We start from the raw sequence: 18,436 nt of genomic DNA, 5'->3' as shown, positions 1-18,436 counted from the left end.
GATTTTTTTAGAATTTCATAATATTCCAACATTTTGCAATCCCCTTAATTTTATATGTTAGTTTAAGCTAACTTATCATAAATGATTCATAATGTCAACAAACCGCCCTGAATTGCCAAATTCCGGCAAATACAGGACGGTTCGTTTTTTTATGGATCTTATTTATTACTTTTGTGACGCGATCTTGACGGTTTCGTACAACAGGCTTACACCATATCCGGAACCTCCATGGACGCAATACGCATTTCCATCCGCAAGCCAATTGACCGGAGCCATATCAATATGACACCACGAGTGGTTCTCCGTGAATTCCTGGATGAAAAGCGCTGCAACGATCGTTCCTCCTCCCATGGTATTTCCCGGACAACTGCTCTTTAAATCTGCCACTTCAGAACGCAGAATGTCAAAGAGTTCCCTGTCTGCCGGAAGTCTCCACACTTTCTCGCAGGAACTTACCGACGCCTGTCTGACTTTCTCAAACAATGCATCATCATTTGCAATAACTGCGGCACTTCTTCCACCGACTGCGCCCTTCGCAGCGCCTGTCAAAGTTGCAATATCAATGAGCGTTCCCGCATTTTCCTTTCGGATCGCGTAAGTGATCGCATCCACCAAAGTCAAACGGCCTTCGGCGTCCGCATTCAGCATCTCGATCGTTTTTCCGTTCATGGAAAACAGGATATCTCCCGGAACATACGCTTCACCGGATACCATGTTTTCGCAGGCTGCAACGATTGCTACGATATTCACCGGGAGTTTCCGGACCGCAATGGCGCGGATTGCACCAATAACTGCGGCAGCACCTCCCATGTCATCATGCATCGTAGCCATCTTGGATTTTAAGCTGTATCCGCCGCTGTCAAACATGACGCCTTTCCCGATCAGACCGATCGGTTTCTCTTCTCCGCCGCCGTGATAGCGCATGACGAGGACCTGGGGTTTTGCGGCAGCACCTTTTGCTACGGAAAGAAACGCCCCCATTCCGAGTTCTTTTGCCTGATCTTCGCCAAAAGCCTCCACTTCGATCGGAAGTCCTTCCTTTGCAAACCGCCCCGTTACTGTCTCAACCAGCTTCTGCGGCGTCATATACATGGACGGATGATTGACCAGATCTCTCGCGAACATTGTGCTCTCCGCAACACATGCCGCCTCATCTGCGATCTCCTCCATCCCGTCAATCTTTGAGACGATCACGGTCTCCTCCATACAATTGGAGATCGGTGCTGTCTTATATGCATGAAACTCATATGCCACAAGGTGCGGAAGCTCCGCAAATTTTTCTGCCAGATCCGGGCGGTCCCCCAGTTCAGGGACATTGTCAAAAAGGACGCCGATCACCGGAGTTTTTGATTCCTTACAGCTCTTGAACGCCTTTGCCATGGCAAGAAAGCTTTCCCGGTTTGTGTTCGACTCACCGCCAAGATATACAAGTACGATCTTTAAAAATTTTTCCCCGACAAACAGGTTCATGGAATACTGGCTTCCGTAAACAGCCTTTAATTTTTCATTCTGCAGAGCACTCCGGATTGCATCCGAAGCGACCGGATCAAGGCCGGAAAGAGAGGTTTTGAGTGCTGTGTCCCTCATAAACGGAATGATCAGCGCGTCATATTTACCCTGAATTTCTTTTGTTATCGATACCTTCATGATTTACCCAGCCTTTCTCTGTATTTTTCCTGTTCCTCTTTGTTTGCGAGAACATAATGCCCTGTCTCCATCTCCACCCATTCCGGCTTATCCGTCTCGTAATGATGACAGGACGGATCGTACACTTCCACCGTGCGCGTCCTCTCTGTGATCGGGTCGGGCTGCGGGATTGCAGACAACAGTGCTTTCGTATACGGATGAAGCGGATGACTGTAAAGTTTTTCGGTTTCCGCGAGCTCTACGATTTTTCCTTTGTGGATGACGGCTACACGATCAGAAATAAACCGCACGATCGACAGATCATGAGCGATAAAAAGATACGTGAAGCCCTTTTTCTGCTGAAGGTCCATTAAAAGGTTTAACACCTGTGCGCGGATAGAGACATCCAGAGCAGAGATCGGTTCGTCCGCAATGATCAGTTTCGGTTCCATGACTAAAGCTCTCGCGATCCCGATCCTCTGGCGCTGTCCTCCTGAGAACTCATGAGGGAAACGGCTCGCAAATTCGGGAAGCAGTCCTACCTCCAAAAGTGCTTCCGCGACGATCTTCTTTCGCTCTGTTTCATCTTTAAATTTATGCAGATTATAAAGACCTTCCGAAACAATATAATCAACTTTCGCACGCTCATTTAGAGAAGCCATCGGATCCTGGAAAATCATCTGAATGTTTTCGATGACTTTCCGGTCCATCTCCTCACTGATCTTTCCGCTGATTCGTTCTCCGTCGTACAAAATCTCTCCGCCGGCAGCCTCATTGATACGGATAATCGCGCGGCCAATCGTAGTCTTTCCGGAGCCGGATTCACCGACAAGGCCTAACGTCTCACCTTCATAAATGTCAAAGCTGACATTGTCGATGGCTTTAAATTCCTTTTTGCCGGAGCCGAATACTACGTCCAGATTTTTAACTTCCAGAAGCTTCTTTCTGCTCAAGGACCTCGCCTCCTTTCCATTTTTCGAACATGCGCCTTACAAGCGGCGGCGGATCGATCTTCGGTGCTCTCGGGTCGAGCAGCCATGTTTTTGCCTTGTGAGTCGGACTGACCTCGAAATACGGCGGCCGGATCTCAAAATCGATCTTTAACGCATGCGGATTTCTCGGGGCAAACGCATCTCCCTTGATCTCATTGAAGAGGTTCGGCGGCGTGCCCTTGATGGAATATAACGGCTGACCTTTAATGCCGAGCTGCGGCAGGGATGACAGCAGCGCCCAGGTATACGGGTGTTTTGCATTGTAGAAAATCTCTTCACATAAGCCGACTTCTACGATATCTCCCGCATACATCACTGCGATCCGGTCCGCAACATTCGCAACAACACCCAGATCATGGGTAATATAGATGATAGTCAGGCTGTACTTTTCCTGCAGCTCGTGGAGAAGTTTTAAAATCTGTGCCTGGATCGTTACATCCAATGCCGTTGTCGGCTCATCGCAGATCAGGACTTCCGGATTGCACGCCACCGCGATTGCGATGACAACTCTCTGGCGCATACCGCCGGAAAATTCATGCGGATACTGTTTGTATCGTCTCTCCGGCATTGTAATTCCGACATCCTTTAAAATTTCGATGGTCTTTTCTTTCGCAGCGTTTCCTCTCAACCCCTGGTGAAGTTCTACCGTTTCCTGGATCTGCTTTCCAACCGTCTTTAACGGATTTAAGCTTGTCATCGGATCCTGAAAAACCATAGCGATCTCTTTTCCGCGGATTCCGAGCCATTCTTTTTCTGTCTTATATCCGGCCAGGTCTGCCGGGTGATTGCGGAATGTCCCGCCGGAATACAGAATGGAGCCGGAATCGATCCAGCCATTCTGATCAAGAAGACCCATAAAAGTCTTTGTAAATACGGATTTACCGGATCCGGACTCTCCTACGATCGCAAGGCTTTCTCCTTTGTAGAGTTCCATGGAAATGCCGCGGATCGCAGTCAGTGTCTTTCCCCTCAGGTTGAATTTAACTCTTACATCCTGGGCGTCCAGGATCTTTTCGGCGTTTTTGTAATCAAACATATCCTTTCCCTCCCTAGACGTGATTTCGCGGATCAGCCGCGTCAGCAAAGGAATTTCCCATTACATAGAAGGAGATCGTGATCATGGAAAGGATGATCGATGGGAAGATCAGCTGATAGCGCAGGGACGGGCTCATCATAACGATACGGCCTTCATTGATCAGGTTTCCAAGGGATGGAACACTTAACGGAAGTCCGAGACCGATATAGGTAAGGAATACTTCCTGTCCGATCGCTAACGGAATCGCTAATGCAACACGCATCATAATGACAGATACCACCTGCGGAAGGAGGTTCTTTGTGATCACGCGGCCGGTCGGAGTTCCAAGACATCGGGAAGCAAGATTAAATTCCCGGTCACGGATAATAACGATCTGGTTGCGGATGAATCGCGCCGTCGGAAGCCATCCGGTAAGACACATTGCAAGAATGATTGTGCTGACACTCGGCTTTAACAGATAAGATGCCAGGATCAGAATGATCGAACTGGGAATGTTATGTACGACGTTATACACTTCCGTTATGAGCGGATCCAGCTTTCTTACATATCCCCAGAGAGAACCGATCAGAATCCCCATAAATGCATCCCATAAACCGACTGCAAGGCCAATAAAGAGAGAGGTTCTTGTCCCGCTCCAGATTCTCGCCCACAAATCCTGTCCGATGGAATTGGTACCGAACCAGTATTCACTGCCAGGCGCCTGATTTCTGTCCTGCTTTCCTGTCTCCTGGTTGATATAAACTTCGATCGGGTCCTTCTGGGACGGGAGGTACGGCTGGATGAAGGTAAATGTCATCAGTCCGATCAGAAGCACGAGGAAAAACATCGCCACCCTGTTTTTCGTAAATACTCTCCAGGTGGAAGCCCAGTATGAGTAATTGGAGTAACCGGTTCTTTCTGCTGCTTCTGCATCATATTCTGCAAATTCGAACATGTCCTGGGTGATCTTTCCCACTTCCTGTTCCAGCGCATCGATTTTTTTCTTTGCTCCCATTATCTTCCACCGCCTTTCTTTCCAAGCTTGATTCTCGGATCACAAAGGGCCATCAGAAGATCTCCCAAGAACAATCCCATAATTCCGACGCAGGAATAGATCAGAACAAGCGCCTGTACTAGGGTATTATCCTGTCTCTGGATCGCGGAAACCAGAAGACCGCCCATTCCCGGAATCGAGAACAGAGATTCTACATAGATGGATCCGGAGATTGTCATCAGCATCTGTGTCGGAAGCTGCTGCGCCATCGGGACAAAGGCATTCCGGATGACATGTCTGGACATCACAAGAGAATTTTTTAGTCCTTTGGCTCTTGCAAGCTTGATATAATCTTTATTCAGTTCGTCGACCATGTAGCGGCGGATCCACATTGCATAAGTCGCTGTGCCGCCCAGGGACATACAGATCGCCGGCAGGATCCAGCTCACCGGTTTTCTCTCATCAAACAGCATCGGTACATGAAACGCTCCCGATACATAAAGCTGAAGGAAGAGATAATAAACGGCAGCAGGAACTGCCTTGATGAGCACTACATATCCTGTCCCGAGATGATCAAAAAACCTGCCCTTAAACCTTGCCATCATCATTCCGAGAGGAATTCCGACAACGAGAGAAATCACAATGGATGCAAGTCCAAAATATACGGAATACGGAACTTTCGGTCCAATGATCTTTGTGATCGGGACCTTCGGACGGAAAACGATCGATTTGCCAAGATCCCCATGCATAAGCCCGACAAAGAAATTTTTCAGCTGTACCGGCAGTGGATCCCGAAGTCCCATCTCAGTCAGGGCCGCTTCGATCTGTACTTCGTCCATTTTATCATATCCCTCAGCGAAGTATCCTTCCTCCGGCATAAGCCGGAGGAGTAAGAATACTACAGTTGCTACAACAACCAACGTCACGAGGGACTGAAGAATTCGTTTACAGATGTATTTTGCCATCTACTTCTTCATCCTTTCCGCTCTGTCTTTTTCATACTGCTCTTCTGCTGCCTCATACTCCGACATTCCCATCGGTTTATCCATGATCACAGCTCCTTTTAACTTGATCGCCGCATTTCGTCCCATCTGGCTGGTATAGCCGGAGAATGGATCCAGGTAGGAAGCACGGTATCCGCCGCCTGATGTATAGAACGGGATCAGGATTGCTTTATCGAGAAGCATGCATTCTGCATCTGCAAACAGCTCATATCTCTTTTTCAAATCTTTTGTCTCCGCATTCGCCTTATCTAAAGCCGCTTCAAAGAGACTGCTGCCATTTTCATCCTGAAGATCTTTCGCCATGCTGACACGCATATACTTGCCATCCAGAGAACCTGTATGTACCGGATTCATCATTCCGAGCGGATCCGCAAAGTCCGGTCCCCAGCCCATCTCCATCATGGAATAAGCACCCGGTGTACGAACCTGTTTTGTGAAGCCTGTAGACGGATGAGATTCCAGAACGATATTAATATAATCCGTTCCGAGAAGTTTCTCGAGCTGCTGCTCCATAACCTGCATACGGTTTGCGGTATCAACTTTTGCGGTGCTGAACGGAACAAGGATCTGAATCGGAAATGTCACCTGTCCCTCTAACTCCGCCATGGCCTTTTCCTTATATTCGAGCGCCTTGTCGGGATCAAAAGAATCTCCCTCTGTGTAGGCAGCCAGTCCGCCCATCATGGTATAATCCACACCGTCTGCCTGAACAAGATTTCTTCTTGTAAAGGTATTTAACAGTTTCTCTTTTGGATTATACGGCTCAACCGTCAGGATTGCGGCTTCACGATCGAATCCATGGAAAATCGATTGTCTGAAGTTCTCATTATTGACTGCGATTTTCCAGTCTTCCGGCTTATAAGTTTCATCGTAATTCGGATCAAAGTTGAAGCCGATAAAGTAAGACATGTTTGTCAGGTTGTTCGGACGAATCATCTCTTTCTTTTCCGGATCTTCCATCCACTCATCGAGAATGCTGCCCGGAAGCAGGAAATCATTGATCTCTCCGCGGGTGAATAACTCTGCACCGATGGAGTTTGCCTCGGAATTATATTTATAGTTGAGGCGGCCGATGGAAATCACATCGTAATTCCAATAATCCGGGTTTGCCTCAAGGACACGCTCGCTCTGCGGTTCATAACTGGTCAGGAGGTAAGCGCCGCAATACAGGATCGACTCTTTGTCAAGACCGAACATTTCCCCCTGTTCTTCAAGGAAGTCTCCGTCAACCGGGAAGAAACACGGGAAGGAGAGTTCTTTGATAAAGTACGGAGTCGGCTGATATAAGGTATACTCCACCGTTGTATCGTCGATTGCCTTGACTCCGACCTGGGAAAAATCAGTAATATCTCCTTCGTAGAACTCTTTCGCGTTTTTGATGACATCATAAACCGTTTTACTGTTGCTGGACGCATGATCCGGATTCAAAATCCATTTGATGCCGTCCACAAAGTTCTGCGCCTTTACGGTTCCGACTGCATTTCCTTTCCAGTCATACCATTTTACATCATCACGGAGATGGAACGTGTAAGTCAGTTCATCATTAGAAACCGTCCAGTCCGCTGCAATGCATGGGATCATCTCTCCGAACCGATCAAATTCGATCAGTCCGTCCATAATGCTGTAGAACAAAGCGATGCCGTCGCTGTTTGTGCTTTTTAAGTAATTCACGGAATCAATTTCAGACGTATACACGGTGGAATACTCCGTTAGAGTCTTTTCTTTCTTCTCTTCCTGAGCTTCCTGAGTTCCCTGGGATCCACTGCCCTGGGACGGAGTGTCAGATTTCTGACACCCTGCAAGCTCCATGAGCAGAGAGATGGCACATGCCGTACTGACGATTCTCAACATTGTTTTCTTCATACACCATTCCTCCGTTCTTTGCATTCTGCGTATTCAGGTTTTACTGATTTTTTAAAGCTGCGATCCTCTCTTCCTGATACTGGGCCTCTGCCGCTTTATATTCTTCCTGGCTCATCGGCTGATCAAGAACCTTTGCCCCTTTGTACTTATCAAGGTTTCTGCCGAACTGTGTGCAGTGTGCGGAGAACGGATCCAGGTAAGTTGCGCGGTATCCTCCGCCGGATGCGTAAAGCGGGATTACCAGAGCATGTTCGATCAGATATGCCTCTGCCTCAGCAAAGAGTTCATAACGTTTTCCGATATCAGTTGTCTCAGCTTTTGCTTCTTTGATCATGTTCTCATAAATGCTGTTTCCGTCGGCATCCTTTAAATCTTCTGCCAGATACGGTCTGCTGTACTTTGTCCCGATCGAAGTATCGCTCGTCATAACCTCTGTATATCCTGCCGGATCTGCATAGTCCGGTCCCCAGCCCATTTCCATGAGAGAGAATTTGCCGGAGCTTCTGGATTCCTTCAGGTAGTTGGTCGGCGGGTACGGAACCAGCTCAATACTGATATAATCACTTCCAAGAAGATTTTCCAGCTGCTGTTTTTCGACTTGAACCCGGTTTGTCAATGCAAGTGTGCTTGTATTGTACGGCATGACAATTGTTACCGGGAATGTCACGGTTCCCTGGAGTTCTTCAAGCGCCTTTTCCTTATATTCAAGAGCCTTATCTTCCTGGAACTGATCCGTGTTCGTGATCTCCTTTAACGGTTCAAGTTCCGTGTAATCAACCCCGTCCACATTTACGAAATTCTTTGTCGTGATGGTATTTAACATCTGTTCTTCGTATCCATACGGATAGCTTGTCATCACCGCCGCTTCACGGTCCACTGCGTAGTAGATGGACTTACGGAAGTTTTCGTTGTTGACTGCCTTGCTCCAGTTATCCGGATCATACTCCTCCTCGTAAAGCGGTTCAAAGTTGAATCCCAGGAAGTTGCTGCTTGTGCTGGATGGTTTTTCGATCAGCATGTTCTTTCTGGTATCATCGTTGATCCACTCATCTAAGATCTCTGCCGGGATATCAGCCTCAGATACCTCGCCTCTTAAGAAAAGTTCCGGTGCCAGAGTCTTTGCCTCTTTATTGTAGTTGTAGTTGATCCTGGAAATGTAAATCTCATCCTTATCCCAGTAATCCTCGTTCATCTCAAGGACTCTGCGGTTCTCCGGCTCAAATGTTGTGAGGATGTATGCGCCGCAGCTTAAAACCGTCTCGGCACCTGTTCCGAAGGACTCCCCGCACTCTTCTAAGAACTTGCCGTTCGCCGGGAGGAAGCAGCTGTACGCGGTCATCTTCAGGAAATATGGAGTCGGTTTCACAAGTGTATATTCCAGTGTATGCTCGTCAATGGCATGAATGCCGACCTGATCAAAATCCGTGATATCTCCGTTAAAATAATCTTCTGCATTTGCGATGACATTATAAAAGATATTGGCCGTTGTAGACGCATTGTCCTTTGTTAAGAGCCATTTTGCCGCATCCACAAAATCCTGTGCCGTAACCGGTGCATAAACCTTTTTATCGCTTGTATACCAGTTTACTCCATCTCGTAAATGGAACGTGTAGGTCAGCCCATCGTCGGATACCTCCCAGCTCTCCGCCAGACACGGAATCGTAACTCCATATTTGTCGAAATCCACCAGGGCATCCACGTAGTTCTCTGTGAATCTCGTACAGGTACTCAGCGATGATTTCAGGTAGTTGATATGGGCGAGTTCGGCAGCATACACAACCGTATATTCTTTCCTTTCGATCGGCTGTTCGCTCTCCTGCGCCTGTGAGGTCCCATTGGTACCGGATCCGCCGTCTCCGGCAGGCTGACCGGACTGCCCCGCGCAACCGGTAAACAGACAGGCTGTCATTACTAATGCTGCCATTCGTGTCATTTGTTTTTTCATACGCTCTCTCCTTTTTCGACTTACTTGTTTTTGGCTTTTATATCTTCAGACCGGCGATCAGTCTGCCCCATAACGTTTTCGTACTTTCGGTTAGTCGTTTATACGTTTAACCATTGATAAAAAAAGAAATTTATGATAAAGTTAGTTGTCGCTTTTATGATCAGGGGTCAAACTTCGGATCGTTTCTTAAATTAACAAGCGAAAACACGCTTCGCGAGTTTCCCCTTGTTATCGCGGCAGCCGCCAGGGCCTCGCGCAAGCGCGGACTTTGGCTCGTTGTTCGCGTAAATTAAACAGGCGGTGTATCCGCCTCTACAGGGATTTCATCATGAAAAAGAATCAACAAGTTACTGCGAAAGATATCGCAAACGCCTGTCATGTTTCTCAGGCAACCGTTTCCTATGTGATCAATAACACTGCGGGGAAACGGATTAGTGAAGAAAAACGTCAGGAAATTTTGGAAACTGCCAGACGTCTCAACTATTTTCCGAATGCCTCTGCCAGGAATATCCGTCAGAAAAATTGTTTTTCCATCGGACTTCTTCCCGGAAACAACTATGGAAACTCCGGTTTCGGCAATACGCTGAATGGGATCAAAAAGTATCTGGACAGTGTCGGTTATACGCTCACGCTGTTAAGCGATCATCGGGATCCTGCAAACGAGGAGATCGTCCGCTATTACTATTCCGGGATCATATCCGGAGTGATCCTGATCGTCTTTGACAAACAGACAATCTATACGGACTCTCTGGAAGCAAATAAAATCCCCTATGTCGTCATCAGTGAAAACGGTGTCTCCGGTTCCGGACTTGCCGGGGGGAAGGCGTTTGAGCATGTCATTGAGGACTGTGTCCGTTTCTGCAGGGAGCAGAATTTTCAGCGCATCCGGTATTTTACGAGGTCCATCAACGGCCGCCAGCCTCACAATAAATATGACCTGATCATTCATGCAGTCCGGACCATTTATCCATCCTGTGATTTTGAACGAATCGTCTGCGACACAACCTCTAACGGCCCTGATTCAGAGATTATGGAACCAATCTCCTCCTATCTGGCTCAAAATACTTTCGATATCGCCCTGACATCAAACCAGCGATTCGGACTATTGATGCAGCGATGTATCCTGGAGCAGAATTTTGAGATTCCTCAGCGCATCAAACATATCTGCCTTGCGTCGTCTCCGTTTCTGTTAAATGTGTATCCTCAGATCTCTTCTCTCTATATCCCGCTTTATGATATGGGATATTATGCAGCTGAGACTCTGATGCACATGATCAAGGACGAACCTTTTGAGAGAAAAGACTTTGAATGCCTCTTGATTCACGGGGATACAACAAAGGTCTGATTTAAGTTAATCGTATAACCACAAGATAAAAGAGAAGCACGGATTATATTCCGTGTTTTCTTTTTCTTTACCAAAAGTATATGCCGTATTTACATTTCTGTCAAGCAAAAGTGCGTATTTTATCTGAATTATTGATAATTATTGCGTTTTTATAGTTTTTACTTTCATTTATTCAGATCATTTTCTGATGTTCTTTTTATTCTCGTATGATTTCTTGCTTTTTGTCCTTCTGTAAAAATTTTCATATTCCATCACTTCTTCTCTTCTTCCTGTTTTATGCGGATAGCCCGGATCTGTCATCAGAAAAAGTCCCGAAAACCAAGTCATTGATCTCCGGGACTTTTCCTATGGGGTTCTATCTGAATTTTAAAAGAAATTGTCGAATTTACAAATATTCCTACACCGGAATGATCCCAAACAGGATCGCGGCGATCATGCAGATAAAGGAGAATCCCCATACCCACAAGAAGTTGCTCTTGATGTGCTGGTTGATGTCCACATCCGCAAGGCCGACTCCGAGGAGTGTTGCCGGTACCATCGGGCTGATGAAGGTCGCGCAGTTTCTGCAGACTGCCATCGCTGCGGCGATCGGGAGCGCCGGGATCCCGAAGCCCTCTCCGATGCCGATCATGACCGGAAGCATTCCGTAGAAGTAGCTGTCGGTGTCGAACGCGAGTGCGAGCGGCACGGAAAGGATACCGATGACGAGCGGCAGATGACGGCCGAGGACTGCCGGGAGGAAGGTACTGATCAGTCCGGACATGCAGGTGATGACGCTCGTGGTCCCTTCGACCTCTTTTACAAGGACACCCATGAGGACAGCCGCCGCCATCAGAGTCGAACACATGGTCAGTGCCGGACCCGCATGATTGTTGATGATGACATCAAACATTCCGGCATCTGTCATGATCCCGAAGTACAGGACGCTGAATACGAACAGTGCCGCTGTCGGGCCGGTGCTGGAAAAGCCGCTCTTGATGAGTTTTGCAAGGTTGTCCCAGGTGTAGTATCCGGAAAGAACGAGGATCACACCGAGGATCATCGGGAATGTGATAAAAGCAATACTGGGGAGTGTCTTGCTCTTAAAAAGGGTAATGACGATGGCAATGATACATACAAAACCAAGAATACCGACTAACATTTCAGACATACTCAAAACCTCCTTTATCTAAGGGGGTATACACTGCGAAAACATGTCTGGGGAAACTGTTTTCGCAGCACCGGGACGGGCAGATTACTGTTCATCCTCAAATTCATAGTCTTTGATCTTTCTGACCACATCGATGATGGTGCCGTCGCGGGCCTCGATCACGCCGACCACGCGGTCGTCAAACTGCACCGGATCCGGAGTTCCGACCATGGCGTACGCCTTATCGCGGAGCTCTTCGATCGTACAGAACGGAAGGTCAACGCCTTTCATGCACTCGATGAGGTCCTGTCTTCTCGGGTTAATGGCGATTCCGTAGTCTGTGATGACAACGTCAACGGACTCACCGGGAGTCGTTACCGTTGTAACATTTGTACAGATTGCCGGGATTCTTCCCTGAAGCAGCGGAGCAATGACGATCGTACACTTCGCTCCTGCTGCCGTATCCGGATGTCCGCCCTGGGCACCTGTGATCATGCCGTCGGAACCGACAACGACGTTACAGTTAAAGTTTACGTCAACCTCAAGAGATGCAAGGATCACGAAATCCAGCTTATTGACATAAGCGCCCTTGTTGAACGGGTTCGCGTACTCGGACGCAGAGATCTCGAAGTGGTTCGGGTTTGTCTTGATGGACTCGATGGCACCCTGATCGAAATCCTGGGTATCAACGAGCTTGTTTACGAGGCCTTTCGCCAACAGCTCACACATCGGAGTTGTGATTCCGCCGAGGCCAAGTCCCATATGGATGCCTCTCTCTTCCATGATCTTTCCAAGGGAGATCGTGGAGGCGATGGAAGCTCCGCCGACACCTGTCTGGTAGGAGAAACCTTCCTTAAAATACGGGGTGTTGACAACAAACTTTGTGCAGTAATCTGCCATCATGATCTTTCTGACATCCGTCGTCGGTTTTGCAGCACCTGTCGCGATCTTTGCCGGATTTCCAATCTCATCTACGACACAAACGTAATCCACATCTACCATGGAGATGCTTGCCGGAATGTTCGGGAACGGAACGAGACAGTCTGTCACGGCAACAACCTTATCTGCATACTGGGCGTCGACCGTCGCGTAGGATAATACGCCGCAGTCGCTCTTTCCGCCGTTTGCGCGCATGTTTCCATATTCATCACATGTCGGAGCACCGATGAAGGCGATATCGATATGGACTTCGCCGGACTCGATGGCGCGGACACGTCCGCCGTGGGAGCGCATGATCGCAAGGTTTTTTAACCGTCCTGTGGAGATCGCCTCACCGATCTTTCCGCGGACACCGGAGGACTGGATTCCTGTGATGGTGCCATCCTCGATGTACGGAACGATCGGATCGTGAGCTTTTCCTAAGGAGCTTGCACAGATCGTGATGTCCTTGATGCCCATCTTATGGACCTCTTCCATGACCATGTTTACCACATAGTCACCCTCGCGGAAATGATGATGGAAGGAAAGGACCATGCCGTCCTTAATGCCGCATTTTACGAGGGCATCATGGATGTTCTCGACAAGCTTGCTTCTTGTCGGATCGTTTAATGTACGGACGGTCGGAGCCGCCTTTGTATATTCGTAATTATCGTAGGCATAGACGCCCTTAAACGGCTCCTTGCCTGTTGCTTTTAAGACCTCTTCGGGAATTTCTCTTCCAACTGCATTGATCATCTTATAAATCCCCCTTATAAACGCCTGCTGCTTTCGCCATGGCGAGTGTTCTCTTTGCTCCGTCGTAGAATGCGATGTCGATCATCTTTCCGTCAACGGTGAAGACTCCGATTCCCTTTGCCTTCTTGTCATCGATCTCGCGGACAACCTTCTCCGCAAAGATGATCTCTTTTTCCGACGGTGTGAAGACCTTATGGACGATGGCGATCTGTCTCGGGTTTACGAGAGACTTTCCGTCGAAGCCCATCATCTTGATCATTCTTGTCTCATTCTCGAAACCTTCCATGTCGTCAAGGTTTGTGAACACTGTATCCCAGCACTGAACGCCTGCCGCTCTCGCCGCCATGATCATGTGCTGTCTCGCTCCCATGAGCTCCACTCCGGTTCCTGTGATCGTTGTCTGGAGGTCCTTTGTGTAATCTCCGCCGGATAAAGCGATTCCGATAAGTCTGTCAGAAGACTGACATACCTCCAAGGCATTTAAAACACCTTTGCAGGACTCTAAGGCTGCCATTAAGAGCGTGCTTCCCTCCGGGCGTCCAAACTCTTTCTCTGCCGCAAGGACATGCTCCTCAACGGTCTTAACATCCTGTGCTGTCTCGGTCTTTGCGATACGGATCGTGTCGGCTCCGCCCGCGACACAGACGCGGATATCTTCTTTCCAGTGCGGAGTGTCAAGACCATTGATCCGGACGACCCGCTCTACGCCGCGGTAATCGATCTCCTGAAGCGCATGATATAAGGAATATCTCGCTGCGTCCTTCTGGTTCTCCGCGACCGCGTCCTCGAGGTCTAACATGATGGAATCCGGTTTGTAGATGTACGGATCCTTGATGAGACCCGGTTTCTGGCAGTTTAAAAACATCATGGATCTTCTTAAGCGTTTTTTATTCGGATGCATTATCGGATGACACCTCCCCACGGAAGATTTTCGGTGATGCCGTTGGAACGGTAGACCGCACACTCCACTCTCGCCTTTAATGTACAGTCGAGCGCTCCTTTGTCAAAGATCGTGACCTTTGCACTGTCCACGCCGAGACGCTCCAGGGTCTCCAGTGTGACTTTCCGGATCTGTCTGCCGTACTGGTGGATCACGCTGCTCTCGATCGTGAGCTCGATCTTTCCTTCACCCGGCTCCACGGTTACCTGGGCGTCACTGGATTCCAGTGTGCCGGCCATAGCTGTCTTCTTGATTTCCATATATTCCCTCCGTTTCTCATTATGCAGGATGCACAAATTTCGTTTGTTTTCCCACCTGAGTTCTATAACTTTCTATTGCATTACTATATCACTTGTATTTTTTTTAATCCAATACATATCCCTCTATAGCGAATATAGGGAAATTCTTATGGGGCATCGGCTCGGTCCGGCGGCAGGAACGCTCCGGTTTCCCCGCGTTGTCTTTTCCGACCGGATGTGATAGAATAGAAAGGAAAAACAGGAGTTTTATCTAACTGAGATAAAAAGTCAGGGGAGGACGCCTCTATGAATGAAAAACACATGCAGTATGTTCTGACCGTCCTGAAGGAAGGCAGCTTTACAAACGCGGCAAAAAAGCTCTACGTTTCCCAGCCCTCTCTGAGCCAGATCATAAAGACCGCCGAGAGCAATCTCGGCGCCCCGATCTTTGACCGCTCCACCGATCCGATCACCCTGACGCCGGCCGGACAGCTCTACGTGGAGGCGGCGAGGCAGGTGACAACGATCTCCACAAACTTGAGAAAACAGGTCGAGGAGCTGAGCAAGGAAGAATTCGGGACCATCCGCCTCGGGATTTCGGTCCAGCGCGGTATGGAGCTGTTACCGGAATTATACCCGCGTTTTAAGAAACGATTCCCCCATGTGGGGCTGGAACTCCATGAGCAGGGATCTGCGACCATGGAAAAAAGCGTCCTGGAGGGGGAAGTCGGGATCGCACTTCTCACGACATTCCCGCGCCACGAGGAACTGGTCTACGACCTGATCCAGGAGGAAAAGCTTGTCCTCATCGTGAACCGCGAATGCGAACTTGCGAAACGGATCGCGCCCGGGACACCGATCGATATCCTGGAGGCGCGCGATGAGACCTTCATCTCCAGCCAGTCCGGTCACTCCGTCCGGACGATCCAGGACTCCCTCTTTATCACGAGGGACATGAAGCCGAAGATCGACCTTGTCACGATCAGCATCGAGGTCGGAAAACATGTCGTTGCGGCGAGTCCTGTCGTGATGGCCTGTCCGGATTCCTATGTCGAGACTGATAACTCGCCGGATTCCGCCTACTTCTCCTATCCGATCCTCGGTGTGGAGAATCCAAGACATTTTTACGCCTGCTACCGGAAGGACATGTATCTCACAAAATATATGAAAGGATTTCTTGAGATCCTGCATGAGATCTGAGGTTTTTATGGAAAAATTTTTATGGAATGATCCAGAAATAGAACAGTTATTATTAAATGACGCAGAAAAAGAAACATTAGAAAAATTCATCGGTGCCGATGCCGAGCTTCCGGATATGTTAAACGCCAGGGAACGGCGCGTCTGGATGCAGGAACAGCTTCTCTCCGAATTTCCCGGCGTTCTCGTCTCCTTCACCTTAAATATTCCGGGGCCGGTCAAGGTCCTGCCGCTTGTTCCGGAGGCATTTGCCTTTGCACTTTCGGAGATCGTTTCCGCGTTGGATACCGCAAAGATCCCGGTCTTAAAGCGCAGCCTAATCCTCGATAAGACCGGTCCGGAGGCATTTCTCTGCGTGGATGCGGATGCGCTCGCTGTAAAACGCCTTCTCGTGCCGTTAGAGGACGCGTCCGAGCTCGGAAGACTCTACGACATCGATATCATCGGGCGGGATGGAAAAAAGATCTCAAGAAGTGACATCGGGCAGCCGGGCCGGACCTGTCTCCTCTGCGGCCGCCCTGCGCGGGAATGTTCCAGAAGCCGGGCCCACTCGGTCGCGGAGCTGACGGAACGGATCAACGCGATCTTTCATGAACACTTTTCATGAAGCAGATCCGATCCGCCCATTCCCACACTCGGGAGATACTCTTAGAGAGTCTCCCGAGCGTATACATATCAGACAATCTTAGAATTTATGATCGATAAAATGAAAGGAACTCATACACCATGGCATTTGACGGAATCGTGATCGCGAACCTTGTCCGCGACCTGAACGAAAAGATCGTCTCCGGCAGGATTTCAAAGATCGCCCAGCCGGAAAAGGACGAATTACTCTTTACCATTAAAGGAAACCGGGAGAACGTGCGTCTGCTCGTATCGGCGAACGCCAGTCTCCCGCTTCTCTATTTTACATCAAACAACAAACCGAGCCCGATGACGGCTCCGAACTTCTGCATGCTTTTAAGAAAGCATATCGCAAACGGCAGGATCATCTCCGTGACCCAGCCGGGACTGGAGCGGATCGTCCGGATCGAGGTCGAGCATCTCGATGAGATGGGCGATCTCCGGAGAAAATTCATCGTGATCGAGCTCATGGGAAAACACAGCAACATCATCTTCTGCGATGAGAACAACGTGATCCTCGACAGCATCAAACATATCTCCGCACAGGTAAGCTCTGTCCGAGAGGTACTCCCGGGACGCGATTACTTTATCCCGCACTCCGGGGAGAAGAAAGATCCGCTGACGATCACGGAGACAGAATTTAAGGAACTCCTGCACAACACCCCGCAGAACCTCTCAAAGGCCCTCTACATGGATCTCACCGGTTTAAGCCCGGTCGTTGCCGCCGAGATCTGCCACCTTGCATCACTCGACGGGGATGTCTCCGCGAAGGAATTTTCCGATGCGGAACTCACACATCTCTTCCACGCGTTCACCTGGATCATGGACGATGTCCGCGAAGGCAATTTTACGCCGAATATCATCTATGAAGGCGAGAAACCGGTCGAATTCGCATCGGTACCGCTCACGATGATGGAAGGCGGCAATTATAAGACCGTGAACTTTTCCTCCATCAGTGAACTTTTAGAGCGCTACTATGCGGAAAAGAACATGGTATCCAGGATCCACCAGAAATCCACGGACCTCAGAAAGATCATCTCCAACGCTTTGGAGCGCAGCGTCCGGAAGCTGGATCTGCAGACTAAGCAGTTAAAGGATACGGAAAAGCGGGAAAAATACAGGATCTACGGAGAACTTTTAAATACCTACGGGTACGGTCTCTCCGGCGGAGAAAAGAGTTTTAAGTGTCTGAATTATTACGACAATACAGAGATCACGATCCCGCTGGATCCGACGATGACGGCTCAGGAGAACGCGAAGCGGTATTTTGACAAGTACAATAAACAGAAGCGGACTTATGAGGCCGTCACCGAGCAGCTCGCACAGACGAAGGCGGAGATCGCCCACCTGGAATCCATCAGCACATCGATGGACATCGCAAGACTCGAGGAGGACCTTGTCCAGATCAAGGAAGAGCTCACGGAGTATGGCTATATCAAGCGCCACTACACAGGCGGCAAAAAGGTGAAGATCACAAGCCGCCCGTTCCACTACCTTTCCAGCGACGGATTCCACATCTATGTCGGAAAAAACAACTACCAGAATGAAGAACTCGACTTCAAGTTTGCGAACGGCGGTGACTGGTGGTTCCACGCAAAAGGAATCCCGGGCTCCCATGTCATCGTAAAGACTGAGGGAAAAGAGCTCCCGGACCGCGTATTTGAGGAAGCCGGTGCGCTGGCTGCCTACTACTCCAAAGGCCGCGGGAATGAGAAGGTCGAAGTCGACTATATCCAGCGGAAGAACTTAAAAAAAGTTCCCGGAGCCGCACCAGGTTTCGTTGTCTATCACACCAACTACTCTCTGATGGCAGTTCCGGGAATCCCGGTGCAGGAAGTAAAGTAGCGAA

General features: G+C 49.0%; 15 protein-coding genes. 4 read left to right on the top strand and 11 right to left on the bottom strand.

Translation table 11 applies throughout. The features are described from left to right. Positions 1-165: 165 nt before the first annotated feature. From GPK90_RS06275 to GPK90_RS06245, 7 genes are read right to left on the bottom strand one after another with little or no spacing between them, the layout of a single operon-like run. Positions 166-1,647 (bottom strand): leucyl aminopeptidase family protein, encoded by a 1,482-nt coding sequence (locus GPK90_RS06275; protein ID WP_118532765.1) that lies wholly within the window; start codon positions 1,645-1,647, stop codon positions 166-168. Continuing rightward, positions 1,644-2,579: an ABC transporter ATP-binding protein gene (locus GPK90_RS06270; RefSeq protein ID WP_118532767.1), complete on the bottom strand. Its 936-nt coding sequence runs from the start codon at positions 2,577-2,579 to the stop codon at positions 1,644-1,646. Before GPK90_RS06270 ends, GPK90_RS06275 begins: the two co-directional genes overlap by 4 nt. Next, a complete protein-coding gene (locus GPK90_RS06265) occupies positions 2,551-3,654 on the bottom strand; it encodes an ABC transporter ATP-binding protein (protein ID WP_118532769.1) in 1,104 nt (367 codons plus the stop codon). The genes GPK90_RS06270 and GPK90_RS06265 overlap by 29 nt, the downstream gene beginning before the upstream one ends. Before the next feature lie 13 nt (positions 3,655-3,667). Further along, a complete protein-coding gene (locus tag GPK90_RS06260; protein ID WP_118532771.1) occupies positions 3,668-4,648 on the bottom strand; it encodes an ABC transporter permease in 981 nt (326 codons plus the stop codon). Then, a complete protein-coding gene (locus tag GPK90_RS06255) occupies positions 4,648-5,592 on the bottom strand; it encodes an ABC transporter permease (RefSeq protein ID WP_118532773.1) in 945 nt (314 codons plus the stop codon). Before GPK90_RS06255 ends, GPK90_RS06260 begins: the two co-directional genes overlap by 1 nt. Next, positions 5,593-7,494, bottom strand: a complete 1,902-nt coding sequence (locus GPK90_RS06250; protein ID WP_182426844.1) for a peptide ABC transporter substrate-binding protein — start codon at positions 7,492-7,494, stop codon at positions 5,593-5,595. It lies immediately after the preceding gene. Positions 7,495-7,534: 40 nt separating this feature from the next. Then, a complete protein-coding gene (locus tag GPK90_RS06245) occupies positions 7,535-9,439 on the bottom strand; it encodes a peptide ABC transporter substrate-binding protein (protein WP_207663840.1) in 1,905 nt (634 codons plus the stop codon). Between the two features lie 328 nt (positions 9,440-9,767). Here GPK90_RS06245 and GPK90_RS06240 point away from each other — a divergent pair, with 328 nt between their 5' ends. Continuing rightward, positions 9,768-10,784 carry a LacI family DNA-binding transcriptional regulator gene (locus GPK90_RS06240; RefSeq protein ID WP_118532777.1) on the top strand — a complete coding sequence of 339 codons (1,017 nt, stop codon included), beginning with the start codon at positions 9,768-9,770 and terminating at the stop codon, positions 10,782-10,784. A gap of 397 nt (positions 10,785-11,181) precedes the next feature. Here the strand turns inward: GPK90_RS06240 and GPK90_RS06235 are convergent, their stop codons facing one another. The 4 genes from GPK90_RS06235 to citD form a co-directional block, all read right to left on the bottom strand. Continuing rightward, positions 11,182-11,934, bottom strand: coding sequence for a hypothetical protein (locus GPK90_RS06235; protein ID WP_118532779.1), 753 nt, complete (start codon positions 11,932-11,934; stop codon positions 11,182-11,184). An 84-nt stretch (positions 11,935-12,018) separates the two neighbouring features. Next, positions 12,019-13,587 (bottom strand): citrate lyase subunit alpha, encoded by a 1,569-nt coding sequence (gene citF / locus GPK90_RS06230; RefSeq protein WP_215702525.1) that lies wholly within the window; start codon positions 13,585-13,587, stop codon positions 12,019-12,021. Between the two features lies 1 nt (position 13,588). Beyond that, a complete protein-coding gene (locus GPK90_RS06225) occupies positions 13,589-14,488 on the bottom strand; it encodes an aldolase/citrate lyase family protein (protein WP_021904969.1) in 900 nt (299 codons plus the stop codon). Continuing rightward, entirely contained in the window at positions 14,488-14,787 is a 300-nt protein-coding gene (gene citD / locus GPK90_RS06220; RefSeq protein ID WP_118321028.1) for a citrate lyase acyl carrier protein, read from the bottom strand. Before citD ends, GPK90_RS06225 begins: the two co-directional genes overlap by 1 nt. Positions 14,788-15,072: 285 nt before the next feature. Here citD and GPK90_RS06215 point away from each other — a divergent pair, with 285 nt between their 5' ends. From GPK90_RS06215 to GPK90_RS06205, 3 genes are all read left to right on the top strand, one after another. Then, positions 15,073-15,966 carry a LysR family transcriptional regulator gene (locus GPK90_RS06215; protein ID WP_118532785.1) on the top strand — a complete coding sequence of 298 codons (894 nt, stop codon included), beginning with the start codon at positions 15,073-15,075 and terminating at the stop codon, positions 15,964-15,966. Positions 15,967-15,973: 7 nt separating this feature from the next. Next, on the top strand, positions 15,974-16,570 hold the full coding sequence (gene citX, locus GPK90_RS06210) for a citrate lyase holo-[acyl-carrier protein] synthase (RefSeq protein ID WP_252197357.1): 597 nt from the start codon (positions 15,974-15,976) through the stop codon (positions 16,568-16,570). A gap of 119 nt (positions 16,571-16,689) precedes the next feature. Then, complete coding sequence (locus GPK90_RS06205) at positions 16,690-18,432, top strand: Rqc2 family fibronectin-binding protein (RefSeq protein ID WP_215702524.1); 1,743 nt, start codon at positions 16,690-16,692, stop codon at positions 18,430-18,432. Positions 18,433-18,436: the final 4 nt, after the last annotated feature.

The sequence above is a fragment of the Clostridium sp. MCC344 genome, from assembly GCF_018785365.1.
Lineage (GTDB): Bacteria > Bacillota > Clostridia > Lachnospirales > Lachnospiraceae > Pilosibacter.
The sequence above is the reverse complement of the archived record's forward strand: the minus strand, read 5'-3'. Positions and strand labels throughout refer to the sequence as shown.

Bases quoted from the DNA above. Each gene is read 5' to 3' on its own strand.
- GPK90_RS06235 (WP_118532779.1), bottom strand. From the start codon at position 11,934: ATGTCTGAAATGTTAGTCGGTATTCTTGGTTTTGTATGTATCATTGCC.
- GPK90_RS06250 (WP_182426844.1), bottom strand. From the start codon at position 7,494: ATGAAGAAAACAATGTTGAGAATCGTCAGTACGGCATGTGCCATCTCT.
- GPK90_RS06255 (WP_118532773.1), bottom strand. From the start codon at position 5,592: ATGGCAAAATACATCTGTAAACGAATTCTTCAGTCCCTCGTGACGTTG.
- citX (WP_252197357.1), top strand. From the start codon at position 15,974: ATGGAAAAATTTTTATGGAATGATCCAGAAATAGAACAGTTATTATTA.
- GPK90_RS06205 (WP_215702524.1), top strand. From the start codon at position 16,690: ATGGCATTTGACGGAATCGTGATCGCGAACCTTGTCCGCGACCTGAAC.
- GPK90_RS06245 (WP_207663840.1), bottom strand. From the start codon at position 9,439: ATGAAAAAACAAATGACACGAATGGCAGCATTAGTAATGACAGCCTGT.
- GPK90_RS06225 (WP_021904969.1), bottom strand. From the start codon at position 14,488: ATGCATCCGAATAAAAAACGCTTAAGAAGATCCATGATGTTTTTAAAC.
- citD (WP_118321028.1), bottom strand. From the start codon at position 14,787: ATGGAAATCAAGAAGACAGCTATGGCCGGCACACTGGAATCCAGTGAC.
- GPK90_RS06260 (WP_118532771.1), bottom strand. From the start codon at position 4,648: ATGGGAGCAAAGAAAAAAATCGATGCGCTGGAACAGGAAGTGGGAAAG.
- GPK90_RS06240 (WP_118532777.1), top strand. From the start codon at position 9,768: ATGAAAAAGAATCAACAAGTTACTGCGAAAGATATCGCAAACGCCTGT.
- citF (WP_215702525.1), bottom strand. From the start codon at position 13,587: ATGATCAATGCAGTTGGAAGAGAAATTCCCGAAGAGGTCTTAAAAGCA.
- GPK90_RS06275 (WP_118532765.1), bottom strand. From the start codon at position 1,647: ATGAAGGTATCGATAACAAAAGAAATTCAGGGTAAATATGACGCGCTG.
- GPK90_RS06215 (WP_118532785.1), top strand. From the start codon at position 15,073: ATGAATGAAAAACACATGCAGTATGTTCTGACCGTCCTGAAGGAAGGC.
- GPK90_RS06265 (WP_118532769.1), bottom strand. From the start codon at position 3,654: ATGTTTGATTACAAAAACGCCGAAAAGATCCTGGACGCCCAGGATGTA.